Origin of the sequence: Persicimonas caeni (assembly GCF_006517175.1) — a bacterium.
In the GTDB taxonomy this organism is placed as follows: domain Bacteria; phylum Myxococcota_A; class Bradymonadia; order Bradymonadales; family Bradymonadaceae; genus Persicimonas; species Persicimonas caeni.
In genome coordinates, this window is sequence record NZ_CP041186.1 from 665,919 (window position 1) to 687,309 (window position 21,391).

The 21,391-nt window shown below is 63.6% G+C and carries 14 protein-coding genes; 8 read left to right on the plus strand and 6 right to left on the minus strand.

Going from position 1 to position 21,391, the window contains the following annotated elements; all coding sequences use genetic code 11:
* The first annotated feature begins 303 nt into the window (after positions 1-303).
* Entirely contained in the window at positions 304-1,869 is a 1,566-nt protein-coding gene (locus tag FIV42_RS02585) for an aldehyde dehydrogenase family protein (RefSeq protein WP_141196161.1), read from the plus strand.
* A 206-nt stretch (positions 1,870-2,075) separates the two neighbouring features.
* On the opposite strand, the gene tnpA is transcribed toward FIV42_RS02585, so the two are convergent.
* A complete protein-coding gene (gene tnpA, locus FIV42_RS02590) occupies positions 2,076-2,585 on the minus strand; it encodes an IS200/IS605 family transposase (protein ID WP_168210338.1) in 510 nt (169 codons plus the stop codon).
* Positions 2,586-3,046: 461 nt separating this feature from the next.
* Here tnpA and FIV42_RS02595 point away from each other — a divergent pair, with 461 nt between their 5' ends.
* Genes FIV42_RS02595 through FIV42_RS02610 form a run of 4 tightly spaced genes read left to right on the plus strand, consistent with a single transcriptional unit; the run spans position 3,047 to position 8,563 of the window.
* Positions 3,047-4,510, plus strand: a complete 1,464-nt coding sequence (locus tag FIV42_RS02595; protein WP_141196163.1) for a hypothetical protein — start codon at positions 3,047-3,049, stop codon at positions 4,508-4,510.
* A gap of 46 nt (positions 4,511-4,556) precedes the next feature.
* Positions 4,557-5,123: a beta-lactamase hydrolase domain-containing protein gene (locus FIV42_RS02600; protein ID WP_390619382.1), complete on the plus strand. Its 567-nt coding sequence runs from the start codon at positions 4,557-4,559 to the stop codon at positions 5,121-5,123.
* 39 nt (positions 5,124-5,162) lie between these two features.
* Entirely contained in the window at positions 5,163-6,431 is a 1,269-nt protein-coding gene (locus FIV42_RS02605) for a DUF58 domain-containing protein (RefSeq protein ID WP_141196165.1), read from the plus strand.
* Positions 6,428-8,563, plus strand: a complete 2,136-nt coding sequence (locus FIV42_RS02610; RefSeq protein ID WP_141196166.1) for a transglutaminase TgpA family protein — start codon at positions 6,428-6,430, stop codon at positions 8,561-8,563. Before FIV42_RS02605 ends, FIV42_RS02610 begins: the two co-directional genes overlap by 4 nt.
* 8 nt (positions 8,564-8,571) lie before the next feature.
* Here FIV42_RS02610 and FIV42_RS02615 read toward each other — a convergent pair whose 3' ends face one another.
* Complete coding sequence (locus tag FIV42_RS02615; RefSeq protein WP_141196167.1) at positions 8,572-9,471, minus strand: hypothetical protein; 900 nt, start codon at positions 9,469-9,471, stop codon at positions 8,572-8,574.
* 196 nt (positions 9,472-9,667) lie between these two features.
* Between FIV42_RS02615 and FIV42_RS02620 the strand changes: the two genes are divergently transcribed.
* Positions 9,668-10,573 carry a YihY/virulence factor BrkB family protein gene (locus FIV42_RS02620; protein WP_141196168.1) on the plus strand — a complete coding sequence of 302 codons (906 nt, stop codon included), beginning with the start codon at positions 9,668-9,670 and terminating at the stop codon, positions 10,571-10,573.
* 11 nt (positions 10,574-10,584) lie between these two features.
* Here FIV42_RS02620 and FIV42_RS02625 read toward each other — a convergent pair whose 3' ends face one another.
* Positions 10,585-11,502, minus strand: coding sequence for an AAA family ATPase (locus FIV42_RS02625; RefSeq protein WP_390619386.1), 918 nt, complete (start codon positions 11,500-11,502; stop codon positions 10,585-10,587).
* Positions 11,503-11,775: 273 nt separating this feature from the next.
* On the opposite strand from FIV42_RS02625, the gene FIV42_RS02630 reads away from it, so the two are divergent.
* Both FIV42_RS02630 and FIV42_RS02635 read left to right on the plus strand, forming a co-directional pair.
* The gene (locus tag FIV42_RS02630) at positions 11,776-14,232 is read left to right on the plus strand and encodes a penicillin-binding protein 1A (RefSeq protein ID WP_141196170.1); all 2,457 of its coding nucleotides are present in this window, start codon (positions 11,776-11,778) and stop codon (positions 14,230-14,232) included.
* 45 nt (positions 14,233-14,277) lie between these two features.
* Entirely contained in the window at positions 14,278-17,757 is a 3,480-nt protein-coding gene (locus FIV42_RS02635; protein ID WP_141196171.1) for a serine/threonine-protein kinase, read from the plus strand.
* Between the two features lie 17 nt (positions 17,758-17,774).
* Here FIV42_RS02635 and FIV42_RS30475 read toward each other — a convergent pair whose 3' ends face one another.
* From FIV42_RS30475 to FIV42_RS02650, 3 genes are read right to left on the minus strand one after another with little or no spacing between them, the layout of a single operon-like run.
* Entirely contained in the window at positions 17,775-19,286 is a 1,512-nt protein-coding gene (locus FIV42_RS30475; protein ID WP_174769485.1) for a hypothetical protein, read from the minus strand.
* An 8-nt stretch (positions 19,287-19,294) separates the two neighbouring features.
* Positions 19,295-20,734 carry a FecR domain-containing protein gene (locus FIV42_RS02645; RefSeq protein ID WP_141196172.1) on the minus strand — a complete coding sequence of 480 codons (1,440 nt, stop codon included), beginning with the start codon at positions 20,732-20,734 and terminating at the stop codon, positions 19,295-19,297.
* Positions 20,731-21,327, minus strand: coding sequence for an RNA polymerase sigma factor (locus tag FIV42_RS02650; RefSeq protein ID WP_168210339.1), 597 nt, complete (start codon positions 21,325-21,327; stop codon positions 20,731-20,733). Before FIV42_RS02650 ends, FIV42_RS02645 begins: the two co-directional genes overlap by 4 nt.
* Positions 21,328-21,391: the final 64 nt, after the last annotated feature.

A 21,391-nucleotide genomic window follows, 5' to 3' on the forward strand; every position in this document is an offset into this window, starting at 1 on the left:
GGACAAACTACGATTTGGGGGTCGTTGTTTTGGAACGTGATCGGTCTTTGAGGGCTATTTAAGCGAACAAACTACGATTTGGGGGTCGTTCCTCTGAACCGTGGTCGGTCTTTGAAGGTTCGAGAACCGACCACCGTCGATATCTCGACCCTCAAATTGTTGTTTGTCCGCCCCAATAGCTCTCAGCAACCCTCCACTTCCGGAAGAGCCCTCCCCGATAAACCGTTCCCTCCTTGCCATTCCGACTGACGAGTCACATACTCGCCCTGTCGCTCATACAATCCGCAGCCGAGGTCACCTCTCATGTCCGCATCTGCCGAATCGTATCCCACTCCGGGGACCTTTTCGCCCGCCACTGGTGCCGAGCTCGAGCCGGTCGAGCAGACCCACGTCGACGAGGTCAAAGACACCGTCGAGCGCGCTCGCGCCGCCCAGAAAGAATGGCGGCTCACCACGCTCCACGAGCGGGAGGAGGCGATGCAAGCCATCGCCAGGCGTGTACTCGAGCGGGCTGACGAAATCGTCGAGATTATCTCGCAGGAGACAGGTAAAAACCCCTCCGAGATTCTGGTCAACGAGGTCTCCGGCATCGCCGAGTATGCAAAGATAGCCGCCAAAGAAGCGAAGGCGGCGCTGTCGCCGGTGAAAGTGTCGATTTCGAAGATCGCATACCCGGGTAAGAGCGCGACGGTCGAGCCGGTGCCCCGCGGAGTCATCGGCATCATCGCCCCGTGGAATTATCCCCTGTCGATTTTCTACAAGCCGCTCTTCCCTGCTCTTTTGTCGGGGAACGGCGTCGTCTTAAAACCCTCCGAGTTTACGCCCAGAACGGGCGCGTGGCTCGTCGAGCAGTGCCAGGCGGTGCTCCCCGAGGGGCTCGTTCGAGTTGTCCAAGGTGGCGGCGAGGTGGGCGAGGCGCTCATCGAGTCGGGGATCGACGGGCTGACGTTCACCGGTTCGGTGGCGACCGGAAAGAAGATCGCCGCGCGCTGCGGCGAGTTGTTGATCCCGTGCTCGGTCGAGCTCGGCGGCAAAGACGCCGCCATCGTACTTGCCGACTGCGACCTCGACCGCACGGCAATAGGCATCGCGCAGTGGGCGCTGCACAACTGCGGGCAGAACTGCGCGGCCATCGAGCGGGTCTACGTCGAAGACGCCATCGCGGACCGATTCGTCGAAAAGCTCGGCCAGATTGTCGAGAAGGTGCGCGTCGCGGGCGAAGGCGAGCTTTGCGAGATTGGACCCCTTCAAAACCACCAGCAACTCGACATCGTCGAAGCCCACGTGCGCGACGCCCTCGACAAGGGCGCCGAGCTCGTGACCGGCGGCGAGCGCACCGGAAGCGGGTTGGGTTACCGGCCAACCGTGCTCGATCGCTGCACCGCCGAGATGGAGGTCGTCACCGACGAGACCTTCGGGCCGGTCATCGCGGTGGTGCGCGTCCAAGACGCCGACGAGGCGGTCGACAAGGCCAATGCGGCGCGCTATGGGCTCAACGGTTCGGTATGGACGAAGAACCTCGCCCGCGGCGAGGAGATCGCACGCCGGCTCGAAGTGGGCGTGGCGCTCGTAAATAACCACGCCATCGTCGGCTCGATGGCCAACGTGCCGTGGACCGGCGTCAAAGACACCGGCACGGGCGTAGCCGCCAGCCGCTTTTCGTACCACACCTTCGTGCGCCCGCGGACGGTCTTCATCGACAAGTCGAGCAAGCCCGACCCGTGGTGGTTCCCAGCCAACGAAGATCTGCAAGAACTCGGCGAGACGCTCGTCGACTTCTCGCTCGGCTCACTCACCTCGGTCCTTCGCCTGGCGAAGGTGGCAGGCCGGCGGGTGAAGGCGATTCAAAAGCTCGCGAGAGGTGACTGAGCCATCAAGAACCGACCACCTTCGATATTTCGGTCTATTTGAACGGACAAACTACGATTTGGGGGTCGTTGTTTTGGAACGTGGTCGGTTTTTGAAACTACAAGAACCGACCACCGTCGATATCTCGACCCTCAAATTGTTGTTTGTCCGCTCTAATAGCTCTCAGCAACCCTCCACTGCTATCGACGGCTATTTGAGCGGACAAACTACGATTTGGGGGGCGTCGTTTTGGAACGTGGTCGGTTCTCAGGGGTCTCCTCTTTGGTTGTTGGCGGCTTCTTGTGGCACTCGCCCTTGAGGCTTTCGAGATGATCGACGGTCTTGCCCGAACGATGGTTATCTTTCTGATGGACCACGTATTTCTTGACGAAGCCTACCTGGCGCGGACCGACGCTGAACGCTGACCAACCATCTTGCCACTCGAGCTCGGCTGTCTCGTAAGGCAAATTTGCCCGCGCGTCATTCCAAGCCTCGACGGCAGCAGCCTTCAACTTCTCGGCGGCGTCGTCGACGGATACAGACGGGTTCCAACTGAAAAATGAATGAGTATGATTCCACGCAGAGTTCACGCAAATCGGCACAAGCCCTAGCTCTCTAGCAGCGTCGCGAATTGCACGATGCGCAGTCTTCTCAAGGTCGCCCTTGAGAATGTTTTTGCGGTTCTTCGTACTCCAAACAAGGTGGATAAATATCTGCCAAAAACTATGTGTAGCCATCTCGTTCTCGCTATTCGTAGGTAAATGTTCAGGGCACATCTCCGGTGCCCGCCTACTACTGTTTTCGACAAAATCGGCGAGTTTGTTGCGTATTTGCCTCAAGAAAATGAGCGGTACGACGCTCAGAGGCGCACGACGTGCGCACGATCGCGAAGTTCCCTCAAACGGAGTCTCTGTTCATCGTCGGCCATTTAAGCGGACAAACTTCGATTTTGGGGGCGTCGTTTTGGAAGGCGGTCGGTTTTTGAGATCTATTTGGGCAGACAAACTACGATTTGGGGGTCGTCGACTTGGAACGTGGTCGGTTTTTGAAACTACAAGCACCGACCACCGTCGATATCTCGACCCTCAAATTGTTGTTTGTCCGCTCTAATAGACGTTGAATCGCGGCAGCGGTTGTCTACGTCTATAAAAGAGATATCCTACAAGGACACCGACTCCGCTCACCTCGAGAGAGACCGATGCACAACCGTCGCGCCACACTCATCGCGGTCTCACTGCTGCTCTCGTGCTGGACGTTCGGCTGCCAGACACCGCCGCAGCCCGTCAAAGAATCGGGGTGGGAAGCCAACGCCGCCAGCGCGGCTAACGCCGAGCCGACGCCCGAGGTGCGTACGGCGCAGCGCGGCCACCAGACGGGGAATGCCGTCGTCGCCAGCGCCATGGAGACGCTCGTAGCCGCCAAGGAAAACGCAGGGGGCGGACCGCTCGAAAAGACGCCGGCTCCGGTGGTCGCGGTCGCCAATGTGGAGGCTAACGCCGACTTGACCGAGGTACCGGGCCCCGAGGCCAGCGCCGCCGATGTCGCCCGTTGGTTGTCGACGGCGCACCGCCAGGGCAAGTCGGGCAAGTGGATCCAGCGCAAGCTCAACCGCTCGAAGCCAGACGAGCTCGACAAGAGCCGCATCTACTGGACCACCGGCGACTATGATGGCGACGGCCAGGGCGACCTCGCCGCGGCGTTTTATGCCGAGTGCAAGGACATCGACTGCCACGGCCCCGGCCGTTGGAGTGTGGGCGTTGTGTGGGGAAGTGGCGGCTGGAGCCAACTGGCCAAGTCGGAGCGCTTTGCCCCCGAATTCATCGGTCCGGCCGATATGACCGGAGACGAACACCCCGAGCTCATCTTCACGTTCGAGAAGTGCGGCGCGCATACCTGCTACGAGAATCTGCAGGTCTTGAGCGCCCACGGCCAAAAACAGTTCCGCCAAGTCTTTCGGCTTGGAGACGAGGTCAAAGCAGGAGGCGCGAGAGGGCTGCCCCAGAAGGTCGAGTTGGTGCGCTCTAACGACGACCAGTTGCCTCAATTGAAGGTATCCGGCGGGCTGGTTGGCTCGGCCGGGGCGGGCAACTTCCAGCGGGTCGCCCACACGATGTGGGCGTGGGACGCGAAGAGCCAGCAGTTCGAGCACGCGGCCACGCGCTGGGCCCCCTCCGATCTTCGCCTGCACCGTTTTCACGATGCGGTCGTGGCGCTCGAACGTGGTAACCTGAAGTCCGCCAAAGAAGACCTCGACGAAGTGATTCGCAGCGATGCGCTGCGCGAGCTCCCCGTCGACGCCAAGCCCGACCCGAACTTTGCAAAGACCCTGCGCACCCAGCTTGGGTTCACGGCGCGCTTCATGCTCGCGCGCATCGCGCTCCAAGAGGGCGACAGCGCTCGCGCCGACCGCATTGTCGAGGAGCTCGAGGCGACGGCGCCGAAGAGTCCTGCGACCGAGGCCGCCCGGACTCTGCAATCAACCTGGGTCGAGACGCGCTCGGTGCCTCGCGCCTGCCAGGCCGCGGCACAACTCTTTCCCGCGACCGCTGCCGACGATTGGGTGCTCGATGCTGTGGCGCTCGGCTACAACGCGCCGGTGAAGTTCACCGACGACTTCGATCGGGGGTTATGTGCCGGCCTCGTAGCCCCCGAGGGTGTCTGAGGGCTGTTCTTCGATTGTTCGTTCCCGTCTCGAACGTACCTTTCGGATGGACCAAACGCCTACGCGACACCAGCGCGTGGGCTTCATCGATACATCGCACTATCGGGAGGACGTCATGGAAGAGCGCATCGAGATCAACGACCAGATCACTGTCGGCAGCCAACCCTCCAAAGACGACATCGAGAAGCTTGCCCAGCAGGGATTCAAATCGGTCTTTAACCTGCGCGCCTTTGGCGAAGACGAACAACCCATGCAGCCCGACGAGGAGGGCAAGGAAGTCAAAGGCTGCGGCATGGAGTACCACCACATGTCGGTGGTGCCCGACGAGATGGACGAAGAAATGGTCGACCAGTTTCGCGAGGAGATGGACCGCGCGCCCAAGCCGGCTTTCGTCCACTGCAAAAGCGGCAAGCGCTCCGGCGCGTTCACGATGATGAAGATCGCCTCCGAGCGCGGCATGAGCGGCGAGCAGACCCTGGAGGAAGCGGAGCGGATGGGCTTCGAGTGTGATACCGAGCGACTCGAGAGCTTTGTCCGCGACTACGTCAACAGCCACACCTCCAGGGGCGGCTCGGGATGGGCCACCGGCGAAGAGGTCGGCCCGCGAGTCTAGCTTTCTGCAAGGCGTGGTCTTCTGCTAAGCTGGCGGGCGATGAAGTCCCACGCCAACAAGCAGTCTCTGAACGAAACTTGGCGCGAGCGCCTGCGCCGCTGGATGCGCCCTCCCCGACGGCTCACCTTTACGACGTCGGGCAAGTACTTTGTCGCACTGACCATCGGCATCGGCTTTGGCGCCATCAACACCGGCAACAACTTGCTCTTCTTGCTGCTGGGGATGATGCTCTCGCTCATCATCGCCAGCGGCATTTTGAGCGAGGCGGTCATCCGCAGGCTTCGCGCCACGCGCTCGGCGCCCAAGCGCCTCTTCGCCGACACCCCCGCCCCGGGCAACTTCACCCTCGAAAACCCCTCGAAATTTCCCTCGCTCAGCGTCGAGGTGTGCGAGCGAAACGCCACCGGTGAAGTCGGCCCGCTGGCCGGCCAAGAACTGGGCCCCAAGCGGATACCGTGGTGGAAGTTTTGGCGGCTTCGCAACCGCGAGGAGACCGATTACGGCGAGCCGGTCGCCAAAGCCTACACGCTGCGCATCGACGGCGACGATCGCCACAACCTCGAGGCGCGCTACCTGCTGCCCAGACGCGGGCGTTACCGGCTGCCGGGCCTCGATATCGTCACGCGCTTTCCGTTCGGACTCTTCGAGAAGCGCCGCGAGCTCGACCAGCCCGACGAGGTGATCGTCTATCCGGCGCCAGTCCGCGTCGAAGACTGGATCACGAGCGTTCACGCGCGCTTCGGCGACGTGCCACAGAACAAGCGCGGGTCGGGCGAAGAGTATTTTGGGCTTCGTGACTATCGGCCAGGCGAGGACCAGCGGCTCATTCACTGGAAGAGCTCGGCAAGCCGCGGCGAGGTCGTCGTGCGCGAAACCGAGCGCCAAGAACAACGAAGCGTCGAGGTTTGCTTGCTCAACTGCACCGGCGAGCCCGCCCAACGGCGCCACCTCCTCGAGCCCGACTTCGAGGTGGGGCTCCGCCGCGTGGCAGGCCTGCTCATGGAGCTCCTCCGACACGGCTATCGCGTCGGATTGCGCACGCTCGATACGGCCCACCCGCCCACCGAGGAGGCGAGCCACCTCGATCGGATGTTGTCGACCCTGGCGGTGACCGAATTGCGCGACCGTATGCACCCGATGGAGCTGCCCAAGCGGCAGTCCGAGAGCGTCGGTCGCATCCTCGTCGGACTCGCCTCGGCCGTGGAGCGCAGCGGTGGCGGCTTCGATCTGGCGCTCGACTTCGACGGCATCGAGTTGCCCGCCGAAACTAACGAGACCATTCCTGGCGAGACAGGCGAGGCGGCATGAACCTGGCACTTCGAAAGCGCCTGGCGGGGCTCCACAAGCTGAGCATCTACGCGGTGATCGCGATCGCCTTTTTGTGTGTCCTGGCCGGCGGTGGCGTCGGACCGCTGATGGCTGTGGTCTTTGCGGCAGGCCTTCTGGTCAGCTGGTTTGTCGACAAGGCCGGCCTCATCGACCAGTCCTTCGGCAAGTGGTGGAACCTTCTGATTCTGGGGTTTGTCGGCGTCACCGCCCTCCAACTCGTGGCCACCGACGAGAGCATCATCTCGGCGGCGATCCGCTTCGTCCTCCTGCTGACACTGGTCAAGTTCTTCGGGCGCTTCTCACACCGCGACGACCTGCAGATCTACGCGCTGAGCTTTCTCATCTTCGCCTCGGCGACTGCGGTCAACGAGGGCGTCACCTACGGGATTTTGTTCGGCTTTTACGTGCTCGCCGGCACCTTCAGCCTGGCGCTATTCCACCTCAACGTCGAACTCGACGACAAGCCGAGCGTGCGAGGCTCTGGGCGAACCCCCTTCGACCGCACTTACGTCATGGTTCTGGGCGCGATCAGCGTGCTGATCTTTGTGTCGAGCCTGATGATTTTCTTTGTCTTTCCGCGCGTCGGCCTGGGCTTCTTCGTCACCCAGTCCCGTGAGCAGACCTCGGTGACCGGTTTCTCCGAGTCGGTCGACCTCGGCTCTCACGGAAAGATTCGGGACAACCCTGAAGTCGTCATGCGCGTCGAGTTCCCGGAGGGCCGCCCCAACGACTACCAGACGCTGCACTGGCGCACGATGACCTTCGACCGTTACGACGGCACGAGCTGGTCGCGCACCCTCAAAGAGACCGAGAAGTCACTGCCGCGAAGGCAGAACGGCTATCAATTCAACAAGGTCTTGGGCGAGTGGCGCGCCGGGTTCAGCGCCAAGGCACAGCCGCAGGTCCTGCAGATTTACCTCGAGCCGATCGGCACGAACCTGCTGCCGCGGCTGTGGCCGACCGGCACGGTGTCTTTTGGCAACGGCGACCTTCGCATGCCCTGGAACCCCAACTCGGGCAGCCTCACCGTGGACGCTTACGGTGACCTTCGCCACACCGTCGAAAGCGAGGTGGGCGTGCCCTATTCGCAGACCGTGCTCGGAAAGCCCGACCCGGTGAAGCTTCGCGAGCAGACCTTCGCTTCGCGGCGCCGCGGCCCCGATCCGCGCTACCTACAGCTCCCCGAGCTCTCCGAAGAGTTCTACGCGCTGGTCGACGAGGCGACCGCCGGCGCCCGCACGCCCTACGAAAAAGCCGAAGCTGTGATGGAGCATCTGGGGGAGAACTTCCAGTACACCACCGACCTGCCACCGGTCGACCAGGGGCGGCCCATCGAGAGTTTCGTCTTCGAGACCCAGCGCGGCCACTGCGAGTATTTCGCGACCACCGGCGTGCTCATGCTTCGCGCAGCCGGCGTCCCCGCGCGGCTGGTCAACGGGTTTTTGGGCGGACGCTGGAACGGCGTGGGCGGGTATCTGAGCGTGCGCCAAGGAGACGCGCATTCGTGGGTCGAAATCTACGTGCCCAATTTTGGCTGGACGCCCATCGATCCGACGCCGGCGGCCGACGTGTTGCCGATGCAACCCGACCCCTTCACTCAATGGTACCGCGACAGCTACGATGCGCTTCGGCTCAACTGGATGAAGTGGGTCATCGAGTACGATCTCGAATCTCAAATCGAGCTGTTCAAGAAGGCCGGCCAGTTCTTCGCGCCCAAGCCCGAGAACCTCGACAGAGGCGACAAGGAGGCGAGCAAAGATCGCTCCTTCGACCTCGATGGGGCGTACGTTTTGTACTTGTTGGGGCTGTTCGTCTTGGCAGCGCTCTTTTGGTGGCTGATAAGGCGCTGGTTTGGCCGCGAGAGCGGCGTGCACGCCCTATTCGAGCGCATCGAGCGCGCCGGCAAGGCCGCCGGTGTCGCTCGAGCGCCCGATGAGGGGCCTGGGGCCTATCTCGAGCGGCTCGGGCGTGCATTTCCGCCCGCGGCGCGCGAACTGGCGGCGTTTCGCCAGCGGTACCTGGCTGCGCGCTTCGGTGGGCGCTCCCCGGGCGCCCGGCAAATGCAGGGGCTCGGGGAGCTAGTCGCCAAGATTCGCAAAAAGCTCAAGTAGGGGGTTCGTCAAGCGGGCGGACCGGCCGGCTGGCAGGTCAACTCCTCGCCGAGTTCCTCATCCTGAACCAAGAAGTCGTCGTTCTCGTCGGTGAACGAGTAGCAGCCACGGCAATCAGCATTGGCGTTGACGTCCCAGTCTCCCTGTACGCCGATATTGACCAGTGTGGCGCCGTTGCCGGTCACCTGGACCTTGCCGAACACCTCGCAGTTCGTGGCGGTAAACTCGTTTGACTTGACGTTCAGATCGCCTTGGATGCGACAGAACGAGATCGCCGAATTGTTCGAGTTGATGCCAAACTCGACGTTGCCCGTCACGGTCATGCCACGGATGCGCGCGTGGTTCGACTGAATGGTGATCTTGCCGTCGATGATCGTCTTGTCGGGACCGTTTCCGTACAAGGTAGTCCGCTCGGCGTCGACGTTGACGTCGCCGACGATTGGCTCGCCGTCGGTCTTCTCGTTGAACGTGACGACCGAGCCGCTCTCGGTCTGGGGCACCTCGGCGTTACCCTCCTCGTCGGTGTCGGCCTCGCGAATATCGGTGCCGTCTTCTTTGGGCGGGTAGCAAATCACGTCGACGACCTCGCCGTCGGCGACGATGACGTCGGCCTGGGCATCAGGGTCGTCGCAATACTGCCCGCCCTGCTCCTTCGCCTCCTCGAGATCGACGCAGGTCGTGTCGACGTCGACGCACTCGTCTGGATCACCGGTGACGATAATATTGCTATCAGTGGTCCCGGGAGTGGTTACCGTCGTGGTGTCACTTCCGTATTCTGTCTGAGAACCATCTCCCTCTTCGACCGTCCAACCTCCGTTGGTCGTCTCATCAGCGCCACATCCCGCCGAAAGCAACGCGATCGCCCCGATAGCCGCGCACAACAGCGCACTATTCGCCTGTTTAAGCATGATTCATCTCCTAGCCCGATCAATTAAATCAGGCCACTTTTTGTATACGAAAGACTCGTAAAGTCAGTATGACCGAACGGTTCACAGGATGCAAACAAAGGTCACAACTCGCCTCATGGGCTGAGAGTTTGTATTTGCGCCTTATATTCTGCAGCGTAGCTGTATTCCGTCACTAACGCTTTGCAGGAGAGTGACCATGGGCCGAGCCAAAAAAGGATTCGAGACGCTCAAGAAGACGTTCCAAGAATGGAAGGAAGACGACGCTCAAACTTGGGCGGCGTCGGTCGCTTTCTACACGATGTTCTCGCTGGCGCCCCTGCTCGTCCTGGCGGTGGCGCTCGCCAGCTTCATCTTCGGCGAGCGGGCTGCGCGAGGGGAGCTCGTCACCCAGATGGAGACGATGGTCGGCCCGGGTGGAGCGGAGACGATTCAGACGATCTTGGCCAACGCCAGCGGCCCGGGCGGGGGCGGCGTCATCGCCACGATCATCAGCGTCGCTTTGTTGCTGCTCGGCGCCAGCAAGGTCTTCGGCGAACTCCAAAAAGCGATGAACCGCATCTGGGATGTGCGCAGCGACCCCAATGAGGGCTGGCGAGGTGCGGCGCGAAAGAGGCTGACCGGCTTTGCGATGGTGCTAGGCATCGGCCTGTTCCTGTTGGCAGCCATCGCCGCGAGCACCTTCTTGTCCAATATCCAACAATTCGTCGGCGAGGTTCCAGGTGGGCCGGTGGTGTGGACGGCGCTCAACTTCGTGGTGTCGCTGCTCATCATCGGATTTCTGTTCGCCGCACTCTTCAAATACGTGCCCGACGTCGAGATCGAGTGGTCCGACGTCTGGTTCGGCGCAGGCATCACAGCCGCGCTTTTTGCGCTGGGGAAGTTGGCGCTGGGGATTTATCTATCGCACGCAAGCGTGGGCTCGGCCTACGGCGCGGCCGGCTCGCTGGTGGTCCTGTTGGCGTGGATCTTCTACTCGGCCCAGATCTTCTTTTTCGGCGCCGAGTACACGCAGGTGCACGCCAAACAGCGCGGACGGAGCATCCAGCCCAACGAACACGCGATTCATGAATCCGAATTCGAGGCGGCCCAGCCGAGTATGTAAACCGGCTCACCTCAGGTCGGGGTGGGCACCTCGGAGACGAGCTCTTCCATGACCATCTCGGCCTGGTCCTTGTCGCCGTCGCCCGCCGACCCTGCGAGCGCGAGTCGGTGGGCAAAGCACGGCACGAAGAGCTCTCGCAGGTCGTCGGGAATGCAGAAATCACGGCCTTGAACGAGCGCCCAAGCACGCGCGACGCGTGCCATCGCCAGCGCACCACGAGTACTCACGCCGATGCGAACGCGCGTGTCGCGGCGCGTCTTATCGACCACCTCCATCAGATAATCGACTAGCGTCTCGTCGAGGCGCACTCGCGCGGCTTTTTGCTGCAACGCGCGGAACTCACTGACGTCGAGCGCCGCCTCGAGTTCGTGCACCGGCTCGGCCAGCCGACGCTCCAACAGGATTTGGCGCTCGATCCGACGCGACGGATATCCGATCGACAACCGCATCAAGAACCGGTCGAGTTGGCTCTCGGGCAGTGGGTAGGTCCCGTGATGCTCGAGCGGGTTCTGGGTCGCGATCACCAAGAAGGGATCGGGCAACTGGTGTGTGACGTTGTCGACGCTGACTTTGCCCTCGCTCATCGCCTCGAGCAGTGCAGACTGTGTGCGAGGTGTGGTGCGGTTGATCTCGTCGGCGAGGATGACGCCGGCAAAGAGCGGCCCCGGCTTGAAGTCGAAGTCGCCCGTCTCCGGCCGATAAACCGACACGCCGATGATGTCGCTGGGCAAAAGATCACTGGTGAACTGAATGCGCTGGAAGCTCAGCCCCATGCTCCTGGCCAGCGCCAGCGCCAACGTCGTCTTGCCGACACCGGGCACGTCTTCGAGCAGCACGTGCCCGCCTGCGAGCAGACAAGCCAGCGTGTAGCGCACCACTCGGGTCTTGCCTTGGAAGACGCTCTCTACGTTTGCTTGCAAATCGGTCAAGCGATCGAGCGAGACTGTTTCGACGGGAGGACTCTGCGACTTTGTAGAGCTTTGCACGATGGACCGCGATCTGGTTCTTGAAACGACGACAACCGGAGTATAGGCGCTGCAAGCCGACGACTAAAGGCCAATCGGCCACAAGACCTCGACAACCCGAACCATCCGTGTTCAAATCCCCCCGCGAAGTGCAGCACTCGGAATGTCTCCGACATTCATAGGGTTGCACCCAACCAGTGCTCCAAACATGCCTCACCAGACTAGCGGTAGTGCAACATGGCCCGAAACCGACGTAGTTCAGGGAAGAAGCGCGGTAAGAAGAAAAAGGGCGGCTTGCTCGGAAAGCTTTTCAAGTGGCTGATCCTGCTTGGCATCATCGGCGCCATTTTGGGCGGCGGTGGCGTGGCCGGCCTCTTTTACTACTACGGGCGAGATCTGCCCGAGCTGCTCAAACGCGAAGATTACCAGCCCAAGCAGCTGTCGCGGGTCTACGCCTCCGATGGCGAGCTCATCGGCGAGTTTATCGCCCAGGACGGTCGGCGCACCGTGTTGGCGATGGACGAGATTCCCGATTACGTGCGCTACTCGTTCATGGCGGCCGAAGACGCCGACTTCATGACCCACGAGGGGATCGACTACTTCGGCATGGCGCGCGCTTTCTACTACGCGGTGCGCTACGACGCCGGCCTCAAAGGCACCTCCACGATCACCCAGCAGGTCATCAAAAACCTCGTGCTCACTCCCGAGCGCAAGATCGAGCGAAAGATCAAAGAGATCATCCTTGCGCGTGAGCTCGAGAAGAACCTCACCAAAGAGGATATCCTCTACCTGTACTTGAACACGATTTACCTGGGCCACGGCAACTACGGGGTCGAGGAAGCCTCACGCTTCTACTTCGGCAAGTCCGCGCGCGACCTCGACATTCACGAGGCTGCCGTGCTCGCCGGGATCACCCAGTCGCCCGAGCGGCTGTCGCCCAAAAAGCATCCCGAAGAAGCCAAGAAACGTCGTGCCTATGTGCTCGAGCAGCTGTGGAAAAAGGGCTTTATCGAGGAAGCGACCTACCGCGAGGCCGACAAGAAGCCCATCGAAACGGTCCCGTACCACAAGAGCTACCCGCACGTGGGCAAGGCGCCCTACTTCGTCGAGCACGTCCGCAAACTCCTCGTCGACAAGTACGGCCCCGAGAAGGTCTACACGGGCGGCCTGCGCGTGCACACCACGCTCGATTTGGACAAGCAGACTGCCGCAAAAGGCTCGCTTCGCGAGGGGCTTCGGGTCTACGACGCTCGCCGGGAGTATTACGAGCCGGTGCGAAAGCTGAGTGGCAACAAAGTCGACGCGTTTATCGCCAAACAGGCCAAGGCGCTCGCCAAGAAGGGTCTGAGCAAGGGCAAGGTCTACGAAGCCGTCGTCGTCTCGGTCGACCCCAAAACAGAACTCGTCAAGCTGAACCTCGGCGACGTCCCTGCGCGGCTATTGCTGCGGCCGAAGTCGCGGATCTTGGGTGAAGGCAAAGATCGCAAGACCGTCGACGAGAAGTTCGAGCGCGGGCACGTGCTCGAGGTCATGCCGTTGGCTGTCGAGCCCGACGACGAGGGTAGCGTGCCGGTCGAATTCAAGCGCGGGCCCGACTCCGCGCTCGTCTCCATCGACCCGAAGACACGCGACGTCGTGGCGATGGTCGGCGGCTATTCGTTCGAGTACAACGAGTACAACCACGCCACCCAGGCCAAACGCCAGACCGGCTCGACCTTCAAACCGTTCGTCTACGGGGCGGCGCTCGCCTCGAAAGGCGTCACTCCGGCGACGATTTACTTGGACAGCCCGGCTGTCTTCAAGCTCGACGGCGGCAAGAGTTGGTCGCCGAAGAACTCCGACGGGCGCTGGCGCGGGCCGATCCGAGTGCGCGAGGGGTTGGGCGCGAGCCGTAACGTCGTCGCCGTGCGCATCCTGCGCGACATCGGCCTCGAGAAAGCGACCGAGTTCGCCAAGAAGATCGGCATCAAGAGCCCGATCGTTCAAAACTTCACGATGGTCATGGGCTCCAGTGAGATCACCCCGCTCGAGATGACCAACGCCTACGCCACCTTCGCCAGCGGCGGCTTGTACGGCGAGCCGCGCTTCATCACCCGCGTCGAGACGGCCAACGGTGAGACCGACACGTTCGAGACGCGCATCGAGCGCGTGCTCGCTCCCGAAGTCGCCTACATCATTTCCGACCTGATGACGGCAGTGACGATGGGCTACGTCGACAGCAGCGGAACCCGCCGCGGCGGCACCGCCGGTGCGCTGCGCAAGGGCTTCGACCGTCCGTTTGCAGGCAAGACCGGCACCACCAACGAGAGCCGCGACGCCTGGTTCATCGGCTTTACGCCGCAGTATGTCGCCGGCGCCTGGGTCGGCTTCGGCGACAACAGCCCGCTGGGCCCCAAAGAGTATGGCGGGCGCGTCGCCGGTCCCATCTGGCGCGACTACATGAAGATCATCCACGAGAAGCTCGAGGTGAAGAAGTTCGAGCCGCCCTCTTCTGGCATCTCTACGGCCACCATCGACCCGGCCACGGGTAAACTCGCCCGCCAAGACGGCGTCGAGGAGGTCTTCTTGTCGGGCACCGCGCCGACCACCTATGCCCCCGTCAATCAGGGCGGCGAAGAGGACGACTTTCTGATGAATCAATTTGGCACGTCGGCCAACCCCGAACAGGAAGGCGAGCAAGAAGCCGCTAACTAGCATCATCCGCTCCACCGCGACTGAGCGCCCCGTTTCGAGCAGCACATGAGCAGTCCCCCCAAACTCGGCCCGTTCGATCTGCAGCATCCCCTAGGCAGGGGCGGCATGGGGGAGGTCTGGCTCGCCCGGCGCCAGCCGTACGGCGAGGAAGTCGCTGTCAAAGTACTGACCAGCGAGGCCGCCCGAAACGAGCGGTACCGACGCGCTTTTCGCCGTGAAGTCCAGGCGATGGCGCGCCTCGACCACCCTCATATCGCGTTGATCATCGACAGGGGCGTCATCGACGAGCAGGCAAGCCGGGCTTCCAAAGGTCATTTCGTGGCCGGCTCGCCGTTTCTGGCCATGGAGTACGTCGCCGGGCCGACATTGAGCGGCCTGACCGGCAAGCTCGATTGGACTCAACTGCGCCAGATTCTGCTCCAACTACTCGACGCTCTCGCCCACGCCCACGCGCTCGACGTGGTCCACCGCGATCTCAAGCCGAGCAACGTGCTCGTCGACACCAGCGCCAAAGGCCTATCGGTTCGACTGGTCGATTTCGGCATCTCCGCCGGGTTCACCGACGAGCTTCCCGAGTCGACCGGTGAGCAGACGACGGGGACGCCCAAGTACATGGCGCCCGAGCAGATTCTGGCCAAGCGACGCGACCAGGGCCCCTGGACCGACCTGTACGCGCTCGGCTGCCTGGCTTGGAAGCTATGCTGCGGCGAGGCGCCCTACCCCGGCGAGCCCGAGGAGATTCTGCGCGCTCACCTGAGCGATCCGCTGCCCAACTTTGCGCCCGAAATGACCCTGCCCGATGGCTTCGGTGCGTGGCTGACACGTCTCCTCGCCAAGCATCCCGGCGAGCGCTACCGCCGAGCGGCCGACGCCGCCCACGCCCTGCTGGCCCTGGGCGAGGTGGCCGCTGCCGATGGGACGTCTACCCCCCAGAACATGTTTGCCGGGCCCGACGACCCCACCGTCACGATGCACACACTGGCAGCGGTGTCGGCGACGCTTCGCTTCGACGTCGACCGCAAGCGGTTGGCCGATGCGAAGGCCTCCGAGGCGATCATGGAACGGCCGCCTTTGCCCGAGAGTTGGCGCGTGGCCGAGCCCCTTCGCCGCGCGTCTCGCGCGGGGGCGGCCAGCCTGGGCATGTACGGGCTGCGCATCATACCGGTCGTCGACCGTGACGAGGTGCGCGACACCCTTTGGGAGCACCTGACGCAGGTGGTCAACGAGGGCCGCACACGCGTGACGCTGCTTCGCGGCACAACCGGCAGCGGCAAGACTCGCCTGGCGCGCTGGTTGGCGCGCCGCGCCCATGAAGTCGGCGCCGCCGATGTCCTGGAGGCGACCCACAGCCCCACGGGCAGCCCCACCGACGGCTTGCCGGCGATGCTCGCGCGCCGGTTGCAGTGTGTCGGGTTGGCGCCCATGGAGACCTTCAAGCGTGTGCGCAAGCTGTATCAACTGCTCGGTGCTGAAGGGCGAGCTGCTATCGTCGAGCCGGCGGCGGTCTCCGAACTCATCAACGAGCACTCCGAAGGCTTGCTCGAAGAGGACTCGGCGGCCTACCAGTTCAGCAGCGTTCGCGAGCGCTACGCCATCATCTCGCAGCTGCTGCGTCGCCTGGCCGAGCGCCGACCGCTCGTGATTGTGCTCGACGATCTGCAGTGGGGTCGCGAAGCGCTCGGGTTTGTGCGCCACGTGCTCGATTTGGCTGCCGAAGAGGCGATCCAAGCGCACGTGATCGCCACCGTGCAAGATGAAGCCATCGAGGGCGATGCCGCGCTGCAGGACAACCTGAAGAACCTCGAACAGAACGACCGCGTCGCCTCGTGTCGGCTCGGCCCGCTTGCCGAAGCCGATCAAGCCGAGCTCGTGGGACGTTTGCTGCGCCTCGATCCTGCGCTGGCTACCGAAGTGGTCGTGCGCAGCGGGGGCAACCCGATGTTTGCCGTCGAGACCGTCGGCGACTGGATCATGCAGGATCTGCTCGAGCCCGGGGCCGAAGGCTTTCGACGCCGTGAGGCGCAGAAGGCGAGCCTCCCGCAGAACCTCGAGCAGGTCTGGGAGCAGCGCCTGGCCCACTTCTTGGACCGGTTTTTCGCCCAGAGCCGCGGAGCCGCGCGCACGCGACTCGAGATCGCAGCCGTATTGGGCGGCGACGTTTCAATGGATGAGTGGCAGGCGATCTGCCGCCTCGAGGCCGTGCCCACTGTCGACCGGCTGCTCGATGCCCTCTTCGAGCACGGCCTCGCGCGCCGCACCGACGAGGGCTGGTCGCTGGCGAGTCAGGTGCTCGTCAAAGTCCTGCAGGACACGCCCCGATTGCGCGAACATCACCTCCGTTGCGCCGAGGCGCTCGAGGCGATGTACCCTGCGCGAACGCGTGGGCTGCAGCGCCGGCTGGGCGAACATTTCGCCGCCGCCGGCGAGGTCGACCGCGCCCTCGAGGCGTTGAAGTTGGCGGTCACCGACGCGATCGACTTTGGCGACCTCGACAATGCACGCACCGTCTTGGAAATGCGAGAGCACCTCACCGAGGCCGCCGGACTCGCCGACGATGACCGCCGCCGGGTCCAAAACTGGCTGCTCCGCGAAAAGCTCGAACTCAAAGAGGGGAACTTCGAGGCAGCCTCAAAACTCGCCCAAGAGGCGCTAGAAGTCGCCACACGATGCGGATATGTCTACGAGCGCGGGTTCGCGCTGACCGAGCGCGGGGTGCTCTTGTCGCATACCGGCGAGCGCGCCGAGAGCCTCGAGTGCTACCAAAAAGCCGCTGCCATCTTCGAGCAACTCGGCGAGCGCAATCGCCTCGCCCGCGCGTTGGGCGAGCTGGCGGTGGGCTATCAGGCCAACGGCGACATCGATGAAGCCATCGCCTCGATGCTCCGCGCCGCCAAACTCTTCGAAGAAGACGGCAACCTGTCCATGCTCGCCCAGTGCCAGGTGCATCTGGGCGGATTCTTTGCAGGGATCGATGACTTCGACCGCGCCGAAGAATCCCTCGAGCGCGCCCAGCAGCTCACCGAGCAGCTCGGCAATCAGCGCCTGCTCGGCGAGTGCTATTTCTACCGCGGCGAGGTCCACCGAGTACGCGGCGAATTGCAGGAAGCGCGACGCTGCTTCTTGAACAGCGTGGCCGCCTACCAGCCCATCGACCGCTACAACCCGATGCTCGCTCGCCTCGGGGTGGCCGTCGCCGAACTCCAACTCGAAAATTACGCCCGCGCCGAAGCTCTGTACGAGCGGCTGCTGCGCCAATTCCGAGACGCCGGCGTCACGCACTACGAGTGCTTCGCCCTACTCGGCCTCGCGTGCTGCGCCGCCCACCGCCACGATTGGCAGACGTGGGACAAGCTGACCCAAAAGCTCGAAGAAAGGCTCAGCTCGGCGCGCATCGTCGACCACGCCCTCTACTCGCTGGCCGAGGTCGCCGCGCGGTTGACCACCGAGGCTGGCCAAGACGAACGCGCCGCCTTCGCAGTCGCGCTCGTCGAGGAGCAGCGCGACGCGCTCGGCCTCGACGACTAGTGGCCCCAAAGGCGCTCCTAAAGCCGCATCCCCACAAAAAAGCCCGGCCACGTCCACACATCCGCGGTCCCGCCGCTGTCGACCTTCGTGGCAAACCCGCTGTCGGCGAACGAGAGCACTTGGCCCGAGCCGTCGATCGGCTCGCTGGCCAACATGTTGGCCGAGACGCCGCCATAAAGGGCGAAGCGGTCGCCGACGGGGAGCCCCAACGTCAGGCGAAATTGGCTGAGCACGCCGGCACTCGTGCGGCTTAACGAACTGACGCCATGGACCATCGCGTCGACCTCCAGGTAGAGCGAGCCCACCGGAAAGTGTCCGCCAAGGCCGACGCCGATCGCACCGAGCCCCTCACCGAACGGCGAGACGCCGCCGGCCAAGATCCAGTGCAGGTACTTGCTGCCGTGTTGGACGCCGAGGCGCATCAGACCGAGTTCATCGGCCCAGGCGCTCAGGTACAGCGGCCGATCGTAGTTGATATTGACCAGGCCTATCGAAACGTCACTCTCGCTGGCCACGTTCAAGAGGCCGATTTGGACGCCGTCGACCTTGCGCCCCACGTTGAGCAGCCCGGCCTGCAGGCCCGCGACGTCGCCGGCCACGTTGAGAAACGAGCCCTGCAGCCCGTCGACCTTGCCGGCGGCCACGTTAACGCCCGTAGCGAGTTGCAAACCGTCGACCTCCCCCGCCCAGTTGAACCCGAGAGCGAGCTGCGCCCCGTCGAGCTCCCCGCCGACGATATTGCCGCCGAGCACCGCCTGGAGCCCACGCGCAAACTCGCGATTGATATTGAGGAGGAAACCGACTTCGACCCCGTCGAGGCCGGCCTGGTACCCCACGACATTGAACGAGTAGGTCGCGACGATGTCGCCGCCGGGCGGCGCCGGATGCTCCAACCAGGGAATCAACGACGCATGCAACGGCACGGTCCGATACACCGGCTCCGGCTCCGCGACCGGTTCCGTTTCCGTGACCGGCTCCGGCTCCGCGACCGGTTCCGGCTCCGTTTCCGTGACCGGCTCCGTTTCCGTGACCGGCTCCGTCTCCGTGACCGGCTCCGTCTCCGTGACCGGCTCCGTCTCCGTGACCGGCTCCGTCTCCGTGACCGGCTCCGGCTCCGCGACCGGCTCCGTTTCCGTGACCGACTCCGTAGCCGTCGCCGAAATCAACCACGCAACACGACTCGCCGCGTTGCGAATGGCTCCTTCGTCCGCCCCCGATGCAAGCGCGAGCGTCGAGCGCTCCTCACCCACCATCAACGTCAACTCACACGCCCCCACCCCGTCGGGCGCCCACGAAAGCCGAATCCTGGCCCCATCGGCCGCTTCGCCGCGTTCCAACACACGACTCTGCGGCACGCGCGAGGCGACCGACTCGGCGAGTAGCTTCGCGTCGTCCTCCGAGGCGCACTCGCGGCTCGTCTCGAACGCGATGGTCGTCGACTTACCCTGAGCGTGCGCGGAGAACGCGCATACCGAGGCTGCCAGCACCGCGAGCGCAGCCAGAGTTCGTCTTGCTTGTCTCGCAATCACCCCCGGTCTCATTGCTGCACCTCGCATCCGGGTTCGGGCTCCCCGGTCTGCTCGGCGATCTTGCATAGTTCTCGCCGCGCGGTGGGCGCGGCCACGTCGGTCGGCCAACGCTCGACGAAGGTTCGCAGGTACGGCGCCGCTCGGCCCGGACTGTTGAGCCGGTGCAGGTAGATATGGGCGAGGTCCAGGTGGACCGACGCCGCGATCGGGTGGACGGGCGGGAGGCGCTCCAAGAGGCTTCGGTAATAGCGCACCGCGTCGTGGTACTGGCCCTTTCGGGTTGCCCGCTCGGCACGAGCGCGGAGTCGCTCGAGGTCGGGCGGCAAACGCCGCTCTCTCTCGGCCGTTTGAGCCTTCTTAGGCGCGGGCTGCACAGCCTTTCGAACGCCGGCGTCCGGTCGCTCGGGGGCACGCTCCGCGCGGGCTTTTCGGGGTGCGCGTTGCCGCTCGGGAGCCTTCTCGGCCCGTGCGAGCCCCTCGAGTTTGGCCATATGCTCGTCGGCGTCGACATAGCGTGACAACGCCGCGACGCGCGCTTCGGGCATGGGACGCGCCTCGAACTCGGCGTCGATCTCATGCTCGGCGGTCAAAGTCGTCGACGCGCCGTCCTGGCGGGCGACCTCGACTTCGCCAGCCAACACACCAGCTTTCGGACCCTGCTCGTCGGCCGACACGTAGAAGACGGTACCGACGACGCGCACCGAAAAGTCGGGCGCGTCGACGCGCAGCGTTTGGTCGGCGGCGGGGACGAACTCGACGAGGAGTTCACCCCTCTCGAGCTCGAGCACCAACTCTTTGTCGCCCGACAGCGACCACTTGGCGTCCTCACTTGCGAAGACGTCGACCTGCGGGGATCTGCTCTCTTGCTGGGTGAGCCGAGCGAGCGCTGCCTCGCCTTGCTCTTCGCTTTGTTCTCGGACTTGCTCTCGCCCCCGTTCTTCGCCTCGCCCGTCGGTCTGTTGCACGACCGACCCGCCGCCAACAGGCGACCGGACAGCGCTCTCCTCGGAATTCTGGAGCGCCCAGAAGACGCCCAGCGTCAGGAGCACACCGGCAGCCAACCCGATGACGGCGGGCAGCCAGTTTCTGGAGCTCTCGCTATACGAAATCTCTTCGTCGGGGGTCTCGGCCACCTCGTTGGGTAGCTGCTCGTCGTTTTCGGCGCCCGTCTTGGCGCCGGACTCGACCGGCGCGGACTCCGTCGGTCCCTCGATGCGCGCGGCGATCCCCTCGAAGAGTGCGTCGGCGTACGCCGACTCCTCGGACGTGTCCCACGCCGAGGCCGACCCGAGCAGGATACCCAATCGCTCGTAGTAGTCGCGGCAGGTCGCGCACGACTCCAGGTGACCTTCGATGGCCGCCGTCTCGGCGCCGATAAGGTCGCCTCGGCGGTAGCGGTAGGCCTGCTGGCGGACCTGCTCGCAGCTCATGTCGCGTGTACGGCTCATGACGACTCCTCTGCGTGCGAGGCCTCCAAAAAGGTCCGCAAGCGCTCGCGGGTGCGGCGCACCCGGGCCGCGACGGTGTTGATGGACGTATCGGTCAGCTCGGCGATCTCGCGCAGCTTGAGCTCTTCGACCTCGAACAGGATGAACGCCTCGCGACTCTCCACCGACACCTGGTCGAGCACGGCGTACAAAGCCTTGACCTGGTCACGCGCCTCGATCTTCGACAGCGTTCGCGCGTTGGCCCGAAGCGGCTGCAACTCGGCGAGTTCGACGGTCTTCTTGCGCTTGCGCAGGTGGTCGATGGTCACGTTACGCGTGACCCGATAGAGCCACGTCTTGAAGCTGCTCTCCTGGCGAAAATCCCCCAGCGAGCCGTGCACCTGCACAAAGACGTCCTGGATGAGATCGTCGACCTCCGGACGCGGCCCGACGAGTCGGGCGATATTGTGGCGCACGTAGGGAAGAAACTCGTCGTACAGGCACCGAAACGCCTGCATGTCACCCTCGGCTGCAGCCTCGACCCAGTCGGCGACCTCGCCGGATCGCTCCGGCGAGGTCTCCTGACTTGATGAGGTCTGCGATTCCGCTTTCACGTGCCGGCTCGATGCGAGTGCTGCCATGGGGGCTGTGATAGCGAAGATCATGATGAACCGCCTC

Bases quoted from the DNA above. Each gene is read 5' to 3' on its own strand.
- FIV42_RS02610 (WP_141196166.1), top strand. From the start codon at position 6,428: ATGAACCTGGCACTTCGAAAGCGCCTGGCGGGGCTCCACAAGCTGAGC.
- FIV42_RS02620 (WP_141196168.1), top strand. From the start codon at position 9,668: ATGGGCCGAGCCAAAAAAGGATTCGAGACGCTCAAGAAGACGTTCCAA.
- FIV42_RS02600 (WP_390619382.1), top strand. From the start codon at position 4,557: ATGGACCAAACGCCTACGCGACACCAGCGCGTGGGCTTCATCGATACA.
- FIV42_RS02635 (WP_141196171.1), top strand. From the start codon at position 14,278: ATGAGCAGTCCCCCCAAACTCGGCCCGTTCGATCTGCAGCATCCCCTA.
- FIV42_RS02645 (WP_141196172.1), bottom strand. From the start codon at position 20,734: ATGAGCCGTACACGCGACATGAGCTGCGAGCAGGTCCGCCAGCAGGCC.
- FIV42_RS02605 (WP_141196165.1), top strand. From the start codon at position 5,163: ATGAAGTCCCACGCCAACAAGCAGTCTCTGAACGAAACTTGGCGCGAG.
- FIV42_RS02595 (WP_141196163.1), top strand. From the start codon at position 3,047: ATGCACAACCGTCGCGCCACACTCATCGCGGTCTCACTGCTGCTCTCG.
- FIV42_RS02615 (WP_141196167.1), bottom strand. From the start codon at position 9,471: ATGCTTAAACAGGCGAATAGTGCGCTGTTGTGCGCGGCTATCGGGGCG.
- FIV42_RS02585 (WP_141196161.1), top strand. From the start codon at position 304: ATGTCCGCATCTGCCGAATCGTATCCCACTCCGGGGACCTTTTCGCCC.
- tnpA (WP_168210338.1), bottom strand. From the start codon at position 2,585: ATGGCTACACATAGTTTTTGGCAGATATTTATCCACCTTGTTTGGAGT.
- FIV42_RS02630 (WP_141196170.1), top strand. From the start codon at position 11,776: ATGGCCCGAAACCGACGTAGTTCAGGGAAGAAGCGCGGTAAGAAGAAA.